Source organism: Arthrobacter sp. ZGTC131, assembly GCF_002929275.1.
Classification (GTDB): domain Bacteria; phylum Actinomycetota; class Actinomycetes; order Actinomycetales; family Micrococcaceae; genus Arthrobacter.
Genome location: NZ_PJIK01000001.1, coordinates 527,554 through 543,294, shown reverse-complemented (window position 1 = coordinate 543,294; position 15,741 = coordinate 527,554). Strand labels below are relative to the sequence as shown.

17 protein-coding genes are annotated in these 15,741 nt (G+C 63.0%); 5 read left to right on the top strand and 12 right to left on the bottom strand.

The genetic code is table 11. From position 1 onward, the window contains the following. The first annotated feature begins 61 nt into the window (after positions 1–61). From rplQ to CXQ90_RS02435, 4 genes are all read left to right on the top strand, one after another. On the top strand, positions 62–655 hold the full coding sequence (gene rplQ / locus CXQ90_RS02450; protein ID WP_104136673.1) for a 50S ribosomal protein L17: 594 nt from the start codon (positions 62–64) through the stop codon (positions 653–655). 31 nt (positions 656–686) lie between these two features. Next, entirely contained in the window at positions 687–1,577 is an 891-nt protein-coding gene (truA, locus tag CXQ90_RS02445) for a tRNA pseudouridine(38-40) synthase TruA (RefSeq protein WP_181038393.1), read from the top strand. Between the two features lie 104 nt (positions 1,578–1,681). Then, positions 1,682–2,497, top strand: a complete 816-nt coding sequence (locus tag CXQ90_RS02440) for a response regulator transcription factor (protein WP_104136672.1) — start codon at positions 1,682–1,684, stop codon at positions 2,495–2,497. A 99-nt stretch (positions 2,498–2,596) separates the two neighbouring features. Next, the gene (locus tag CXQ90_RS02435) at positions 2,597–3,082 is read left to right on the top strand and encodes a sensor histidine kinase (RefSeq protein ID WP_104136670.1); all 486 of its coding nucleotides are present in this window, start codon (positions 2,597–2,599) and stop codon (positions 3,080–3,082) included. Between the two features lie 34 nt (positions 3,083–3,116). On the opposite strand, the gene CXQ90_RS02430 is transcribed toward CXQ90_RS02435, so the two are convergent. Beyond that, positions 3,117–4,700, bottom strand: coding sequence for a HAMP domain-containing sensor histidine kinase (locus CXQ90_RS02430; protein WP_308470537.1), 1,584 nt, complete (start codon positions 4,698–4,700; stop codon positions 3,117–3,119). 335 nt (positions 4,701–5,035) lie between these two features. On the opposite strand from CXQ90_RS02430, the gene CXQ90_RS02425 reads away from it, so the two are divergent. Continuing rightward, the gene (locus tag CXQ90_RS02425) at positions 5,036–5,836 is read left to right on the top strand and encodes a response regulator transcription factor (RefSeq protein WP_104136667.1); all 801 of its coding nucleotides are present in this window, start codon (positions 5,036–5,038) and stop codon (positions 5,834–5,836) included. A gap of 25 nt (positions 5,837–5,861) precedes the next feature. Here CXQ90_RS02425 and CXQ90_RS02420 read toward each other — a convergent pair whose 3' ends face one another. From CXQ90_RS02420 to CXQ90_RS02370, 11 genes are all read right to left on the bottom strand, one after another. Then, positions 5,862–6,326: an Hpt domain-containing protein gene (locus tag CXQ90_RS02420; RefSeq protein ID WP_104136666.1), complete on the bottom strand. Its 465-nt coding sequence runs from the start codon at positions 6,324–6,326 to the stop codon at positions 5,862–5,864. 126 nt (positions 6,327–6,452) lie between these two features. After that, complete coding sequence (locus CXQ90_RS02415; protein ID WP_104136664.1) at positions 6,453–7,337, bottom strand: type II secretion system F family protein; 885 nt, start codon at positions 7,335–7,337, stop codon at positions 6,453–6,455. A 7-nt stretch (positions 7,338–7,344) separates the two neighbouring features. Beyond that, positions 7,345–8,277, bottom strand: a complete 933-nt coding sequence (locus tag CXQ90_RS02410; RefSeq protein WP_104136663.1) for a type II secretion system F family protein — start codon at positions 8,275–8,277, stop codon at positions 7,345–7,347. Positions 8,278–8,283: 6 nt separating this feature from the next. Continuing rightward, positions 8,284–9,861, bottom strand: a complete 1,578-nt coding sequence (locus CXQ90_RS02405) for a CpaF family protein (RefSeq protein ID WP_104136661.1) — start codon at positions 9,859–9,861, stop codon at positions 8,284–8,286. Continuing rightward, positions 9,862–11,055 carry an AAA family ATPase gene (locus CXQ90_RS02400; protein ID WP_104136660.1) on the bottom strand — a complete coding sequence of 398 codons (1,194 nt, stop codon included), beginning with the start codon at positions 11,053–11,055 and terminating at the stop codon, positions 9,862–9,864. Then, positions 11,052–11,828 carry a Flp pilus assembly protein CpaB gene (locus tag CXQ90_RS02395; protein WP_104136658.1) on the bottom strand — a complete coding sequence of 259 codons (777 nt, stop codon included), beginning with the start codon at positions 11,826–11,828 and terminating at the stop codon, positions 11,052–11,054. The genes CXQ90_RS02400 and CXQ90_RS02395 overlap by 4 nt, the downstream gene beginning before the upstream one ends. A 43-nt stretch (positions 11,829–11,871) precedes the next feature. Further along, on the bottom strand, positions 11,872–12,903 hold the full coding sequence (locus CXQ90_RS02390; protein ID WP_104136656.1) for a TadE/TadG family type IV pilus assembly protein: 1,032 nt from the start codon (positions 12,901–12,903) through the stop codon (positions 11,872–11,874). Next, a complete protein-coding gene (locus tag CXQ90_RS02385) occupies positions 12,891–13,295 on the bottom strand; it encodes a TadE/TadG family type IV pilus assembly protein (protein WP_104136655.1) in 405 nt (134 codons plus the stop codon). Before CXQ90_RS02385 ends, CXQ90_RS02390 begins: the two co-directional genes overlap by 13 nt. 73 nt (positions 13,296–13,368) lie before the next feature. Beyond that, positions 13,369–13,605, bottom strand: a complete 237-nt coding sequence (locus CXQ90_RS02380; RefSeq protein ID WP_104136653.1) for a Flp family type IVb pilin — start codon at positions 13,603–13,605, stop codon at positions 13,369–13,371. 295 nt (positions 13,606–13,900) lie between these two features. Beyond that, the gene (locus CXQ90_RS02375; protein WP_104136652.1) at positions 13,901–14,779 is read right to left on the bottom strand and encodes a type II secretion system F family protein; all 879 of its coding nucleotides are present in this window, start codon (positions 14,777–14,779) and stop codon (positions 13,901–13,903) included. Between the two features lie 15 nt (positions 14,780–14,794). Further along, positions 14,795–15,739, bottom strand: coding sequence for a type II secretion system F family protein (locus tag CXQ90_RS02370; protein WP_104136650.1), 945 nt, complete (start codon positions 15,737–15,739; stop codon positions 14,795–14,797). Positions 15,740–15,741: the final 2 nt, after the last annotated feature.

Sequence of the window (15,741 nt, the reverse complement as noted above, 5' to 3'; positions counted from 1 at the left end):
CAGATCTTGGCCCCGGGTCCGGTGATGGACCTGGCTGGCCTACACAACAGGAGAAACAATTATGCCTACCCCCACTAAGGGTCCGCGCCTCGGAGGCGGCCCGGCTCACGAGCGTCTCATGCTCGCGAACCTGGCAGCAGCACTGTTCGAGCACAAGCGGATCACCACCACGGTCACCAAGGCCAAGCGCCTGAAGCCGTACGCAGAGCGTCTGGTCACCTTCGCCAAGCGCGGCGACCTCGCTTCCCGCCGCCGCGTTCTCGGCCTGATCAGCAACAAGGGCATTGTCCACGAGCTGTTCACCGACATCGCCCAGGCTGTGGAGAACCGCGATGGCGGCTACACCCGCATCACCAAGATCGGCAACCGTAAGGGCGACAACGCTCCCATGGCTGTCATCGAGCTGGTCCTCGAGCCGGTTTCCGCCAAGCAGGCCGTTGTAGCCGAGGCTACTTCCGCTGCCAAGCGCGACGCCGACAAGAAGGACGCCGCTGCTGCGGCTCCGGCCGCCGAGGAAGCTGAAGTCGCCGAGACCGAAGCTGCTCCGGAAGCTGAAGCTGCAGAGACCGAAGCTGCTGAGACTGAAGCTGCTGCAACTGAAGAGGCTCCGGCCGCTGAGGAAGCCGCTGACGAGTCCGCAAAGGACGCGAAGTAATTCGCTGATTCCTTCGCATAGACTTGAGTCTATGAACGACCAAAAACCCGCGGCCCCCGTTTTGGGGGGCGGCGGGTTTTTGCGTATCCGCCTTGATCTGGCGTACGACGGCGGCCCCTTCAGCGGGTGGGCCCTGCAGCCGGGCCTCCGCACAGTCCAGGGAACCCTGGAGGAGGCACTGGAGCTGCTCATCCGGCGTCCGGTCCGGGTCACCGTTGCCGGGCGCACCGATGCCGGCGTGCATGCCCGGGGCCAGGTGGTCCACCTCGACCTCTCGGCAGCCGAGTGGCTGGGACTGAACCGCGGTGCGGAACTCGATCCCGCCGTCGCGCTCTTGCGCAGGATCCGCGGCGCGCTCAGCAGGGGGCTGGGGGACCTGACCGGTGCCATCGTGGTTCACCAGGTGTCCATCGCCCCGGAGGGCTTCGATGCCCGGTTCTCGGCGCTGTGGCGCCGTTACAGCTACCGCATCGCGGACGGCCCCGCGCGCTGGGACCCCCTGGGCCGGTACGACACGCTATGGCACAAGAGCCCGCTGGACGTTGACCTCCTGAATGAGGGTTCGGTGCAGCTCCTGGGCCTACAGAACTTCCTGTCCTACTGCAAGCCCCGCGAGGGCTCCACAACCATCCGCGAACTGCAGCGCTTTGAGTTTGCCCGCGGTGCGGACGGCGTCATCGTGGCCACGGTCCAGGCGGACGCGTTCTGCCACAACATGGTGCGTGCCCTGGTGGGGTCCGCGCTGTATGTAGGGGAGGGGCAAGAGCCGCCGGGCTGGCTGCACGAGCGGCTGCTGGCCAGGAAGCGCGACGCCCGTTCGGTGCTGGCGGCGCCGCACCCGCTGGTGCTGGAGGAAGTGGCCTATCCGTCCGACGACGAGCTCCTCGCTCGTGCCGAGCTGACGCGGGCCCTGCGGCAGTAAGTCGCTAAGTTAGCTCCTTCTGAGGGTCATGACTCAATTTCGCGAACGCAGATAGTAGGCTGAGGCGCAGTCTTTAGTCATGCGGTCCTTACAGGGGGTAAGGGATGAATGATCGTCGCGTCGTCGTCGTTATTGAACAGGATGAGGAAGTCCAGGCTCTTTTGCGGGCCACCTTGGGGGATGCCGGCTTCGAGGTTCACTTTGCCGCCACCGGGGAGTCCGGTGTTGAGCTGGTGCGTGCCAGGCAGCCGGATACTGTCACGCTGGACGTGGTGCTGCCGGATATGGACGGGTACGAGGTGGCGCGGCGGATCCGCGAATTCAGCCATACCTACATCATCATTCTCACCGCCCGCAGCGACCTCCGTGCCACCATCAAAGGTTTCGACGCCGGGGCGGACGACTACATCGTCAAGCCGATCCGTCCGCGCGAGCTCCGCGCCCGCGTCGACGGAATGTTGCGCCGGCCCCGTCAGCTCCGGACCGCGGCGCCGGTCGGGACGGCGACTGGGGGGACGGGCCCGCCCGACTCGGCGGCGGCCGGGGCGTCGGCGGCCGGGGCGGCGGCGACGGCCGGAGTGGCCGGCGCGAGTTACGAGCACAACGGCCTGCGGATCGACAGCGAAACACGTGCCGCCAGCATCGGCGGCAGGTCTCTGGCCCTCACCCGGACCGAGTTCGATCTGCTGCGCATCCTGCTGGAAAGGGGCACCGGCGTGGTCACCAAGGCGGAACTGGCCGGGCTGCTGGGGCTGGTACAGCAGGAAGCCGCGCAACCCGGGCCAGCAGCTGCCGTCACGCGTGACCCGGGACGAATCATCGAGGCACACGTGGGCAACCTGCGGCGCAAGCTGGGCGATGACGCCCGGCAGCCCCGCTGGCTCAAGACGGTCCGCGGTTCCGGCTACACGCTGGCCTGACGGACGCGTCCCCGGACGCTCGGGATGCGCCCCTGCAAACGGGGGAGTGCCCGGGAAAAACCTAAGAAAATGCCAAGGGCGCAGGCGCACGGTAGAGGCATGAGATCACTATCAGGCGACGAAGTTGTCGCGGTCCGAGGCGTTCTTACCGACACGCATCCGGTCGATTTCTATGCGCTTGGCGTCGCGGGGGCGATTGACCGTCTGACCCTTCCGTTGCGCGAACGCGGGATCGCCGTGCATCTGGAAACACCCCACCACGGGATGGAAGTGGACCGGCGGTCCGCCACACTCCTGTACAGGGCGGCGCAGGAACTCCTGAGCAATGTCCACAAATTCGCGGAGGCCTCTGCCGTTACTGTTCGGCTGGGCTGCGTCAGCCATCCTGCCGAGAGCCACTTTGTTCAGCTCAAGGTGTCCGACGACGGCACCGGGTTTGATGTGCACGCCGCCACCCACGGCAGGCACTCCGGGATGGGTCTGCGGCTCATGCGGCTGGCCGTCGGCTCGGCTGGCGGCCAGATGGTTATCGACTCGGCCACCGACGAAGGCACGTGCGTGACCATTACGCTGCCGCTGGACTGAGCGTGAAGACCCTTGGCGACTCCGCGTGGCTGCTTTAAGGCGCCGCGGCGCCTTCCGCCGGCAGCGTCACGGTGAACGTGGTGCCGGCACCTGGTTTGCTGGCGCAGGAGATCCTGCCGCCGTGCCGCTCCACGATGGTTTTGGTGATGGACAGACCAAGGCCCACGCCGGGGATGTCCGCGTTCCGGGCCGCCTGGGTGCGGAAGAACCGAGTGAAGATCCGCTCCGATTCCTCTTCGCTGATGCCCATCCCGGTGTCCTGGACTTGCAGTTGGACCCACTGCTCGTTGCTGCTCGCACTGACAGTTACTGCACCGCCGTCCGGCGAATATTTGATGGCATTCGATACCAGGTTGTCGAGGGCCTGGGCGATGCGGAGCGGGTCCGCATGCGCCCACAGTGGCACCGGAACATTGGTGCTGAGCGAGACATTGGTGGCATCGGCCTGGGCCTGGGCGGACCCGATTGTGGTTTCGATGAGCCCGGCCAAATCAGTCCGCCGGGGGTGGACGGACAGCACGGTCGAGGCCGACACAAGCAGGTCCGACACAAGGGAGAGGAGCCGCTCGGCATTGCGTTGCACCACCTCCAGCCGCTGCACGCCGGAGGGGGTCAGGCTATCCGCCTCATCGAGTACCAGGTCGACGTTGCCGAGGACGGACATCAAGGGGCTGCGGAACTCATGGGAGACGTTGGAGATCAGTTCCTCCTTGGCGGAGAGGGCCTCCACCAGCCCTGTAACGTCGCTGAAGACGATAACCGCCCCGCTGAACCCGCCGTCGTCGTTCTTGATGATGCGCGCTGCCGTTGAAACGGCGCGCTGCGCTGGCCCCTCGCCGATCCACACCAGGTAGTCCGCGAACGTTTCGCCGGCAATTGCCCGTTGAATGGGCCGCTTGTCCGGGGGCAGCGGAGTCACCCTGTCCTGTCCGAAAATCAGCGGCTGGGATTCGTTCTGCCCGGGGACGGATGTGGCGGGGGAGGCTGGCTGCTGGAAGATTTTCTGCTGGCCGTTGACCAGCACGGTCTGACCGTCGGCAGCCACGGCGACAATGCCGACGTCGATTGTGTCCAGAACGGTTTTGAGCAGCCGCTCGCGGTCCCTGCTTTCAATGAGCAGTTCGCGGAGTTCGGCGTCTTTCTTCTCCAGCCGCTGGCGCTGCACACGGACATTGGCGCTGGCGAACCGGATTGCGAGGGATACGGCCAGCATCATGAGCGGAAGCAGAATTGCCGTGGCGATGTCCGAAGGTGAAATTCTGGGAAACTTTTGCACGACCGTCGGCATGGCAATAAGTAAAGGCCCAAAGAAACTCAGGAAAATGCTTGTCCGAGCGAAGGAACCCGAGGCGGACAACCAGATCACCGGGAATATGGCCAGCACTCCGAGCCCCGCAACCGCCGGAACCGCCCCGTTGCGGGCGAGACCGATGACCACAAGATCAAGAATTGGTATGACGAGGTACGCATTGGCGGGCAGACGTTCCCACGGAACCAGGAAACAGGAAAGGAACAATGCCCCCATCAGGGCGATGGAGGCGATAAACACGCCGTTTTCTATCAAGGTGGGCCAGACCGCCGGGGCAGCGATGGCCATCGCGCCAAGAATGACCGTCACAGGAAGCTGGCAAAGCGCCACCTGAAAACGTGGCCCAAGGCGCCTGAAGAAACGGTCAGTGTCCCGGACCAACAGCTGCTCACCCATTGCGGCGGGGCCCCCCGTTCCGTTTTATTGCACCGCAGGGCGGCGCCTGCATAAACCATGGCATGAAGCCCATTATGCACGGCATTCTTCAGCCATCGGAGAGAAGGTTGCAAGCGCGGGGCAACAGTCTAAAAGTTATCGTGAATAAAGAGTGTTCAGCCCTCTTCACGTTGTAGCGTAGGTAATCTGGGAAAGTTTCCCGCATTGCGCTGGGCTATGCGGTGGTTTTGCCGGATTTGAGGACAGCAGTGATCGATCTTGGTGTGGCCGTGGTGATTGAGGATGACGCCGACGTCCGCAATCTCCTGGACGCGGTACTTCAGCAGGCCGGCTTTGAGGTGCACTCGGCAGCGACGGGCCGCGACGGTGTGGATATGGCCAGGGAGCGCCGGGCCAGTGTGATTACTCTCGACGTCGGCCTCCCGGACATTGACGGCTTTGAGGTGCTGCGCCGGATCCGGCAGTTCAGTGACGCCTACGTGGTGATGCTGACTGGCCGGGACGAGGAACTGGACACCATCACGGCGCTTCAGGGCGGCGCGGACGACTACATCATCAAACCATTCAGGCCCCGCGAACTGCGTGCACGCATTACAGCCATGATGCGCCGGCCGCGGCAGGGCGCAGTCGGTGAGCCTGAGGCGCCGGTTGGGTTGCCGGGCGGGTTGCCGTCGGAGCCGGGTTTGGCTGCCGCCGGCGTCGCCCGCCGTGGGGGAACAGTGCTGCATCACAACGGGCTTGCGTTAGACACTGAAACCCGGACCGTTGCCCTCCGCGGGACGCCGTTGGGGCTGACCCGGAGCGAATTCGACCTTCTGCATGAACTGCTGCGCGGAACGGGCGCGGTTCGCACGCGGGCGGACCTGGTGCGCGTGGTGCGCGGCGAGTACTACCGCGAGGACACCTACATCAGCGAGGCGGACGAGCGGGCCGTCGAAGTGCATATCGGTAATTTGCGCCGCAAGCTCCGCGAGGATCCGCAAGACCCGCGGTGGCTGGTCACCGTGCGCGGAGTGGGGTACCGGCTCGCGCCGAAGCGGGCGGAGTAGGCGCTCTTAGTTATCCGGAGGCAGGTCAGCTGTCCGGCGGCAAATAGCCCAGTTTGAGCTCGCTGACCGTTAGCTCGCCAGTGCGTTCGACTGCCGGCAGCAACTGCCTCACTTGGACCAGGTCTCCGCACTTCACCAGGCGCTGCACCTCGATGGCCAGCCTGGCCAGGCGGGTGGCGCCTATCATGAGGGCGGAATTCTTCAGGCTCAGGGCGGCATCCATGGCGGCATCGGGATCGTTGTCTTCGACTGAGCGTTCCAGGTACCGGAGGCGCTTGTCCCAGATGCTGATGTAGTCCCGGGCGAAATTGTGGGCGACACCTGTGCCGCCCAATTCTTCTTCCAGCTCGCGAAGGACGCTGAGGTCCAGGATGGGTTCCTGGGAGTCGTCCTGGAGCCCGCCTTGTTGTCCGTTTTCGGGATCCCCGGACGCAGGGAAGCAGACGCCGTTGGCGCTGCCGTCACCCGCGCTGGAACCTGAAATGGACATGAGTTAAGGCTACTTTCTGACCTTGGGAAAAGCCTGATGAAGCTTGGATCCTGTGGAAACCCTGCGGGTTCCTTGTGGTGCGAGGACTTCCTGCGGACGGAACGCTCTCGCCACGGTTCGGCCGAGCTACTGATTGCTGAACGTCTCGATGGTATTGATGACGGCGGGGCCCAGGATCGCGATGAAGAGGACCGGGAAGATGAAGAACAGCAGCGGGAAAAGGATCATAACGGGAAGTTTCATGGCCTTCTCCTCGGCCCGTTGACGCCGCTTGACGCGCATCACCTTGGCCTGAACCCGGAGGACTCGGCTGATGGCGATGCCGTACAAATCCGCCTGGACAACCGCCTGGACGAAGCTGCGCAGTTCCGGGACATTGGTGCGCTCGGCCAGAGCCAGGTACGACTCGCGGCGGCTGCGGCCCACCTGCATGTCCTGCAGGGTACGGACCAGTTCCTCCGCCAGCGGGCCCTTGCCGTTCTCGCCGGCCCGGGCCATGGCACCCTCGAAGCCGAGGCCGGCTTCCACGGAAATGAGCATTTGGTCCAGGGTGTTCGCGAGCTCCAGCTGCATGGCCTTCTGCCGCTCCTGGCCCTTGCTGTAGAGCAGCAGGTCCGGGATGAAGTAGCCGAGGAACAGGACAAAGATGCCCACCAGCTTCATGATCGGCGTTGTTCCGATGGAGCTTAACCACAGCCCAACGAGGCCACCAGCAAGACCCAAGGCCGGCTTGGCCGCGAGTACCCGGCCCAGCGGAAGGTTTGCCGGGCGGCCGGCGAGGGAGAGCAGACGGTCAAGCTTCTGCACATATCCGTCCGGAGTGAGGCGGCGGCCGATCTGTTCAAGCAGGCCGTTGCTGGTCTTCTTTTCAACTTCGATGCGGGGAGCGCCCCTGGACAGTAGCTCCCGGGCAGCCGTCGGGCCTCTTTTGTCGGCGGAGAGCAGGGACCACGCGAGATAGGCGAGCGGCAGGCAGACGAGGAGGAGGGAAAGGAGGATCAATGGGTCCATCTCCGGCTCAGAACTTCAGGTCGATGATCTTGCGCATCCACAGACCCCCGATGATCATCAGGATCATGGAGGCAACAATCATGATCCAACCAAGCGGGTTGGTGAACATCTTGTTCATGTAACCGGGGTTGACCAGCATGAGCATGACCACGATGCCGATGGGCAGGGCCATGAGGATATAGGCCGAAAACTTCCCTTCTGCGGCCAATGCTTTGATGTGCCCCTTGATCTCGTTGCGCTCGCGGATTGTTTCGTTCACCTGGTCCAGGACCTCGGCCAGGTTCCCGCCCACCTCGCGGTTGATCTGGATGGCCTGGGAGATCCAGACGAAGTCCTCGTTCTGCATGCGTTCGGCAGTATCGTTGAGCGAAACGAGCAAGTCTCTGCCGAGGCTTGTCTCCGAGACGACCCGGCGCATTTCCTCGGAGGTCGGCGCCTGCGATTCGTTGGCTGCGGCGTCGATGGCCCGCAGGATACTGTGCCCCGCGCGGAGGCTGCCTGAGAGCAGCTGCAGCGTATCGCCCAGCTGGTCACCGAACTTGGTCCGCCTTTTGCCTGTCAGGAAGCCCAGCACCAGGTGGCCGACGAACGGCGCGGCGACCACCAAGAGAATCGTCAACAACGGGCCTGCGACCACGAGACCGATGAGGGCGCCCACGAAGGCGCCGATGATTACTAGGAGCAGGAAGTCCGCCTGGCTCAGGCGTAACCCCGCGTTTTCCAGGGTTTCCCGATTGAAGAAGCGTACATTCCGCGTGGCGAGGAGACGCTCGAGGCCCTGCACGGCAGATCCGGCAAAGCGCGTCAGCTGTGAGTCTGATTCAGTGCGGAACGGCCGCCGGCGGTCCAGCGGCACCGTCGGGGTGCGGGGGATCGCCACCGCCACTCCTGCCAGGGCGATGGCGGCAACCACGAGGATGATTCCAAACGTCAGGACCATGAAACGTCACTGCTTTCCGTTAGAAGCCAAAGGGGCGCCGAAGACACCTGGCGAAACGTGGATGCCCATGTCCTCGAAACGGTCGATGAACCGCGGACGGATGCCTGTGGGAATGGGAGCACCCAGGAACCGTCCGTGCTGGTCCACACCCGCCGAATAGTCGAACACGAAGGCGTCCTGGAGGGTGACGATGTCGCCCTCCATACCCTGAACCTCGGTCACGTGCGTGATGCGCCGGGTTCCGTCCCGGAGACGGGAGATCTGGATGATCAGGTGGACGGCGGACGCAATCTGTTCGCGGATGGCGCGCAGCGGCAGATCCATTCCGGCCATGAGGACCAGGGTCTCCAGGCGTGCAACGGCGTCGCGGGGCGAGTTGGAGTGCACGGTGGACAGTGAACCGTCGTGGCCGGTATTCATCGCTTGGAGCATATCGAGGGATTCTCCGCCGCGGACCTCGCCCACCACGATGCGGTCAGGGCGCATACGCAGCGAGTTGCGCAGCAGTTCGCGGATGGTCACCTCGCCTTTGCCCTCGGTGTTGGGCGGTCGGCTTTCCAAGCGCACAACATGGTTCTGCTGGATCTGAAGCTCGACAGCGTCTTCAATGGTGACAATGCGCTGGTTGCCTTGGATGAAGGATGAGAGAACGTTGAGCAGCGTGGTCTTGCCTGTACCCGTGCCGCCCGAAACAATAATGTTCAGCTTGGCCTTGACGCAGGCATTGAGCAGTTCCGCCATCTCGGGAGTGAGTGTTCCGAAATCGATGAGGTTCTGCACCGTCAGCGGCACCTTGCTGAACTTACGGATGGTCAGGGAGGAACCGCCTACGGCCAGCGGAGGAATGACGGCGTTCACGCGGGAGCCGTCCTCCAGGCGCGCGTCGACCAAAGGAGATGATTCATCGATGCGCCGGCCCACCTTGGAGACAATGCGCTCTATTACTTTGCGCAGATGCTCCTCCGAGCTGAACCGGGATTCGGTCAGGGTGAGCTGGCCCTTGCGCTCCACATAAATCTGATCCATCCGGTTCACCATGATTTCGGTGACCGCCGGATCATCAAGCAGCCGCTGCAGGGGACCGTAGCCCAGTACATCGTCGGCCACGTCTGCAACCAGGCGGGAGCGCTCGTCAACGGTCAGCGGCACCTGCTCCGCATCAATGATGCGGATGAGCTCCTCACGGGCCGTGCTGCGCAGCTCATTCTCGGTGATGGCGGAGTCGTTGAACCGGGCTCCCATCCGCTCGAACAGGGCGGTAGCCGCACGCTGCTTGAGGGCCGCGAAAACGTCGACCGGCTGCTGTACTTTCGGCTTGAGGGCATCCCTCTGTGCGGCCGGAGGCTGGAAAGGCCTCGCTGCGGGCTCCTGCCGCCCGGGTTTCGGCTGTCCGCCTTCACTACGCGTCCCAGGAGCTGCTGCCGGCTTCTGTACGCGCACCTGGGGAACGTTCGCCGCGATCCCGGGCCGAGCCACCGTCCTTGCAGGGGCAGGGGAGGCAGCAGCGGAGGCCGCCGTCCCTGCCGGGGCAGCGCCCGGCTGCGACTTCGCCTGGGCGGCCTGGATGCGTTCGGACAGCCTCATTTAGACCACCACCCGTCGGTGACTTTTCCGCTGGCTCCTCGCCGGGCCCGTGGGGTTGAACCGGTCTACAAGCTGGTTGAGTCCCTTGACGGCAGGATCCCTCTTGGCTTCCTGGAGTACCGGGACGCCGCGGTTGGTGGAAAATGCGACGGCACGGGAGCGGGGAACGCTGACATCAACAGGAGCGCCTATGGTTGACTCAATGTCCTGGACAGAGAGCCCGCATTTGGCGTCAGCCATGTTGAGCACCACGTGCCTGCCCTCGGGCAAAAGATCGAGCTGGCGGAGGACGTCCAGACCGGAGCGCAGGCCACGGACGCTGGGAATGTCCATTGCGCTGACCCACACCACGTCGGTGCAAGCCTCCATGGCGGCCAGTCCTATCTCCGGCAAGCCGGGGGCAGTATCGACAACAACGTATTGGAATTCGTCCGCCAGCTGCTCCAGCAGATGGGTGACCTGCTCAGGTGCGATGTGGTCGGCTTCGACCGGGTTATCGGGTGCGCACAGGGCGTAGATGCTCGAAGGGTGCACCGTAAGGAACGCTTTGAGTACTAGGGTGTCCTGGCTGGCAGCGGTGGAGACCGCGTCCGTGATCGTATGCTCCGGGTTTAGGTAGAGGCCGGAGGCGACATCTCCGAACTGCAGGTCCAGGTCCACGAGCACCACGCTCATGGGCGCGATCTTGCCGAGGCCTACGGCGAGGTTAGTGGCGATGGTGGTCTTGCCCACTCCGCCCTTCGGTGAAAAGACGCCAATCACTCGTCCTTTCCTGCTTTCGGCCTCGCGGGGCTGCTCCAGCCGGTGCCGGCTGGCGAAGGACTGGCAGGCGCGTTCCAGCAGCACCCGCAGCTGGTCCGGCTCGACGGAGGGGCTGAGGATATCCCGGACGCCGGCGCGCATGGCCTGCAGGATGAACTCGGGGTCCGGTTCGCTGACCATGAGAACCGTGAGGTCCGGCACCTGCACATCGAGCACGGTGGCCAGGCGGAGAGCATCGTCGGCGGGCACATCCGGGCCGAGGATGAGGACCTCCGGCTGTTCCTGGTTGAGCTGGGCGAACAGGTCATAGGGGCCGGCGGGCAGGATATCCGTGAAGAATGTTTGGACTCCGCCATGGAGACCGCCCTCAACTGCCTGCCGCAAACGGGCATCGAAATCGGCGTTCGGAGTGATCAGAACGAAGCGGCTCACTTGTAGACCTCGCTGCGCTCAATGATCCGGGGACCGCTGTCCTTGGCGGTGGTGGGCTCCTTGCTGAGCCACATTTTGGCGTATTCGGCGGCGAAGACGATCTTGGCGGCGTCGGTATCACCGACGGCGACCGTGATCATGAGCTTCCCCACGGGAAGTGTAGTGTCGCGGGGATCGGCGGCATTCGGGTCTGCGCTCGCGGTGGGCGACGGCGTGGCAGTCGGCGCTGCTTCCGGTGCGCGCTGAACTGCGGTGACAAGGGCCTTCCGGACGGTCAGCTTCGTTGTTTCCTTATCCTCTTTGGCCTCTAGTCCTCCCTTGTCCTGGGAGATGAAGACGCCCACGTGATCGCCAGGGGCAAGCCGGCCACCGACAACGCGGTCCGGCTCCAGCTGGAAGGAGACCTCCTGCAGGCCTGCGGGGACTTTCACCGACCCCTGCGTCTTCAGTTCTTCGGGCGCCACCAGGCGCTCGGCCACAAGCTGTTCCCCGGGAATCAGGTCTACGGCGGCCACCTTGCCTTCGGAACCGTCGAAGGACTCAAGCGAGGAGTCGGTAATAGCAGCTGCAGGCAGCTGTTCGGTAGTCACCAAAGCAGTCATCGATTCCACCGGCGTTCCGGCGGGGATGGCCGTCTTTACAACCAGAACCGCTACCGGCTCAAGGTTCTTGACGGCACGCTGGTCTGCGCCCTGGGCGTAGGACATAACCAACATCGCGCCGACGATGGCGAGGACTGCCGCTGCCGCTCCTGCCAACAACCGAGACTTCACGAACTGCTCCTGAGAGATAGTGGTTCACCAGACTGCATGGAAATTAGCTAATGAGTTCGACGACGGTTACACCGTCCGAGTCTACGGTTCCCAACTCAAAGCCGTCGGCCAAGGAGACATACTCCACAAACGTTCCGATAATTCCCTTGCATTGAATGGCCTCGTAGCACTCAAGCCCGGCGGGGACGTCGGGGTATCGGTTATGGAAGGTGTATGGAAGGGAATTACCGCCACTGAATTTCCAGCCAGCTACTTTGAAGGCGGCGAAAGTTTTCAGTCCGTAAACGGCGCCGGATCCCTCGCCAGTGACAGAGTTGAAAACCGGCAACACCACTATGACTTCGCGTCCCAGACTTATGTCTGCCGCCCAGGAATTTAGGAGGTCTTCACAGCCGGGAGGCGGATTGTTGCCGGCGTCGCCGCCGCCTTCGCCGGCGAGGATATCGATGACGGCTCCGCAGCCGCCCGTGTCCTGATTCAGGCCGCCGAATCCGCCTTTCACGGGAGCGCCGGACGGGCCGTAGTTGCAGCCTTCGTTCTTCAGTTTGCCGTGCAACTGGAGCAGCTGCATGATGCCGCTTTTGTCTCGCACTTGGCATATCGAAACGGTGATGGGGAACGGTGCCGTGCCTTTGTTTGGGCTTCCCCACCGCACGCTTGACGTGGCAGTAACCTCGATGCTGGGGATCCCGAGGACACGGGCGAAGAATAGGGAAACGCTGTTCGGGGTGCTGCCGGCTTCCGTTGCCCCCGCTGTCACCTGGACCGTGCGGCTGGGTTTATCCAGGACGATGGACTTTACGTTGCTGAGATTGTCGATGGCGTTGTTGTTGGCCAGGTCTGGTGCGTCCGGAGCCGTGGGGGAGCAGTTTGTGTCAGCCTCGTTCTTGGCACATTTTTGCGCCACCATCAGGGCGACGGAATCTGAGCCGTTCTGGAGCTGGGCACGTTCGGAGTAAAGCTTCGCAACGTCAATAGAAATAGCGGCGAAGCCGAGCAGCACCACCATCAGAAGTGCGACGATAACGGCAATTCCTCCGCCTTCCCCGTCCGCAGATGCTGCTATCCGCCGCACAGCATGGTTCCTTTTCCTGTCATGGCGAATGGGCCGGCAATGCCGGTCGTTGTGCTCAGCGAGTACCTAATGGTCACTGTCACTTGGCGTCCTGGCGCACACGACGTCGGAGCCGGTGTCGTTGATGGGATGGTTTGGAACGCAATGGTTACGTCCGAATTCCTTAGCTTGGGGCTAAGTGTGTCAGCGGCATTAGTGGTGGCTGTGAGAGCGTCGGCTTGCTTATTGCTGACGGCCATGACGCGCACGCCCTCGCGGGCGGCATTCGTGAGTGTGGTTTGTACGTTGTATGCCCTGCCGAACTCCATGATACCGAGAAGGATCATGATGAGTACCGGTGCCAGGAGCGCGAATTCAACCGCAACTGCACCACGCTCGGATGCCCTCGGCATGACAGCCTCTCGTCGACACTGGGTAGACAGTTTGGCGGCGGCTAGAGGCCGCCGCCGAACTGTAGGCGATTGCTTAGGCCTTGCAGCCGCCAGCACCAGCGTTAAGCGCCGTATCCCACTTCGGCGTTGCCGGGGTGTTGATCTGGCAGTTAATCCCCTGGAACGAATCGTTCAGGTACCCTCCGAGGAGAGCCACGGCAGCAATGATGACGACGGCGATGAGCGCAACCATGATGCCGTATTCGACAGCCGTTGCGCCTTTCTCATCGCGGTTGAGACGGGCGGAGAGGTTGGTGTACAGAGAAAGCATTTTGAACTCCTGAGCGAGTAAAGGAAAGCTGGTCTGTCACCAGCTCTGAAATAAAATTAGCAAGCCAATTCGCCGTGGAATATGGAACTTGCAGCTTCCTGTGCTAAGCCTTTCCAAGCTGCGAATTTCCTGCGCTAATCTTGCGCAAACACTGCGTTTCGACGCTTAGACCCCATTTGTTCCCCTTGCAAGCGGGCTGAGCGCACAAAAGGACCCCCTCGGCTCTGGGATCCGAGGGGGTCCGGTCTTTGGTGCGCCGGGGCGGCCAACGAGCTGCAGTCGCGTTGAAGGACCGTCAGCCGGTGAAAATAGAAATAATACTCATCACCGTCGGCCCGAGGACCACGATGAACAATGTCGGCAAGATGAAGAAGATGAGTGGGAAGAGCATCTTGACCGGCATCTTCATGGCGTGTTCCTCGGCCCGTTGCTTCCGTTTGATGCGCATGTCCTGGGCCTGCGCCTTCAAAACGCCAGCAATAGCAACGCCGTAGGCGTCTGCCTGGACCACTGCACGAATGAAGCTGCGAACATCCGGCACGTCCACTCTCTCGGACATTGCTAGGTAGGCGTCCTTCCGGGACAGGCCCACCTGGATGTCTTGCAGTGTTCGGACGAGCTCATCGGCCAAAGGTCCTTGGCCGTTCGTGCCTGCCCGACCCATGGCTGCCTCAAATCCCAGCCCTGCCTGTACCGAGATCAGCATCTGGTCCAGTGCCGTGGGAAGCTCCAGCCGGATGGCCGCCCTGCGTTTCTGGGCTCTATTCCGAAGCAACAGATCCGGAGTGAAGTAAGCCAGCGCCGTGATGCCCAGCATCATGAGGAACTGTGGAGGAGAGGGTGCCCCCGCAAAGTAAAGGTAGCCAATCACCGCGCCTCCGAATGCCAGCAGCGGCTTGACCATTACGAGCCTGGCCAGAGGCCACTCTTTCGGCCGGCCTGCACCCGCCAGCTGTTTGTCCAGCCAACCGGCATAGCCCTTGGGCATGATCCGCTGACTCGCGAGGGCAAGTTTCTCGTTGACGCTCAGTGCCGGCCCTTTCGCCTTCGACGTTGCGCCGAGATTGGCCTGAATGTTCCGTAGGCCAGCACGGTCGCCGGTAAAGGCAAACCATGTCATGGCAGTCAGGGGAGCGATCACGGCCAGGATGGCTGCATACGCAAGAGGTTGCATAACAATGGCTCCTTTCTAGAACTTCGGTTTGACGATCCGGCTGAGCCAGAATCCGCCCGCTGTCAGCAGCACGGCCGCCGCTGCGATCATGAGGTAGCCCGGCAGGGTGCTGGTAAAAACGCGGGAGTACATATCGTTGAACAGGGTGAGTCCTATGAACATCACGATCGGCAGTGCCATGAGGACAATGGCGGACATCCGCCCCTCCGCGCTCAAGGCGCGAACCTGGCCCCGCAGCTGATTACGGTCACGGACCGTATCGCTGAGGTGGTCCAGCACTTCGGCCAGATCGCCGCCCACCTCACGGTGAATCTCGATGGCCTGGGAGATGGAAAGGAAGTCCTCGCTTCGGGTCCGGCTGGCCAGGTCCATCAGAGACTCACCGAGATCACGGCCAATCCGGGTCTCATTGACGATCCGGCTCAGCTCCTCGGACATGGGTGGCTGGCTTTCCTGGGCGGCCGCATCCATCGCCCGGAGAAGGCTGTGGCCGGCACGGAGGCCTCCGGAGAACATCTGGACAGTATCCGGCACCTGCTGATCAAACTGGGCCCGGCGTCGGCCGGCCAGCATGTTCAGCAACAAGTGGAGGGCGAGGGGCGTCAGCAGGGTCGCCGAGACAGCTGCAAAGAGTCCGCCGAGGAAGAAGCCGACGACCGCAAACGTCAGCGTCATGATGCCGGCTATGAGCAGGTAATCGCCCGGATCTTTCTTAAGCCCGCATTCGTCCAACCGGTCCCGGCTCAGCAGCCCCGGACCCCGCTTCTTGATGCCCCTGTTTAAAGCTCCGACAGCGTGGTCTGTCATTCGGCTCAGGACCGACTTCTGCGCCGGCGCGTCAGGCTGCCGCCGGGAGAGCGGCAGAGCCGACCTTGATCTCAGCGCCACCCCGAAGATGAGAAAAATGGCCAGATAAAGCAGAACGAGGCCGGCGACGAAGATGCCGGTGTCGCCCGCCACCG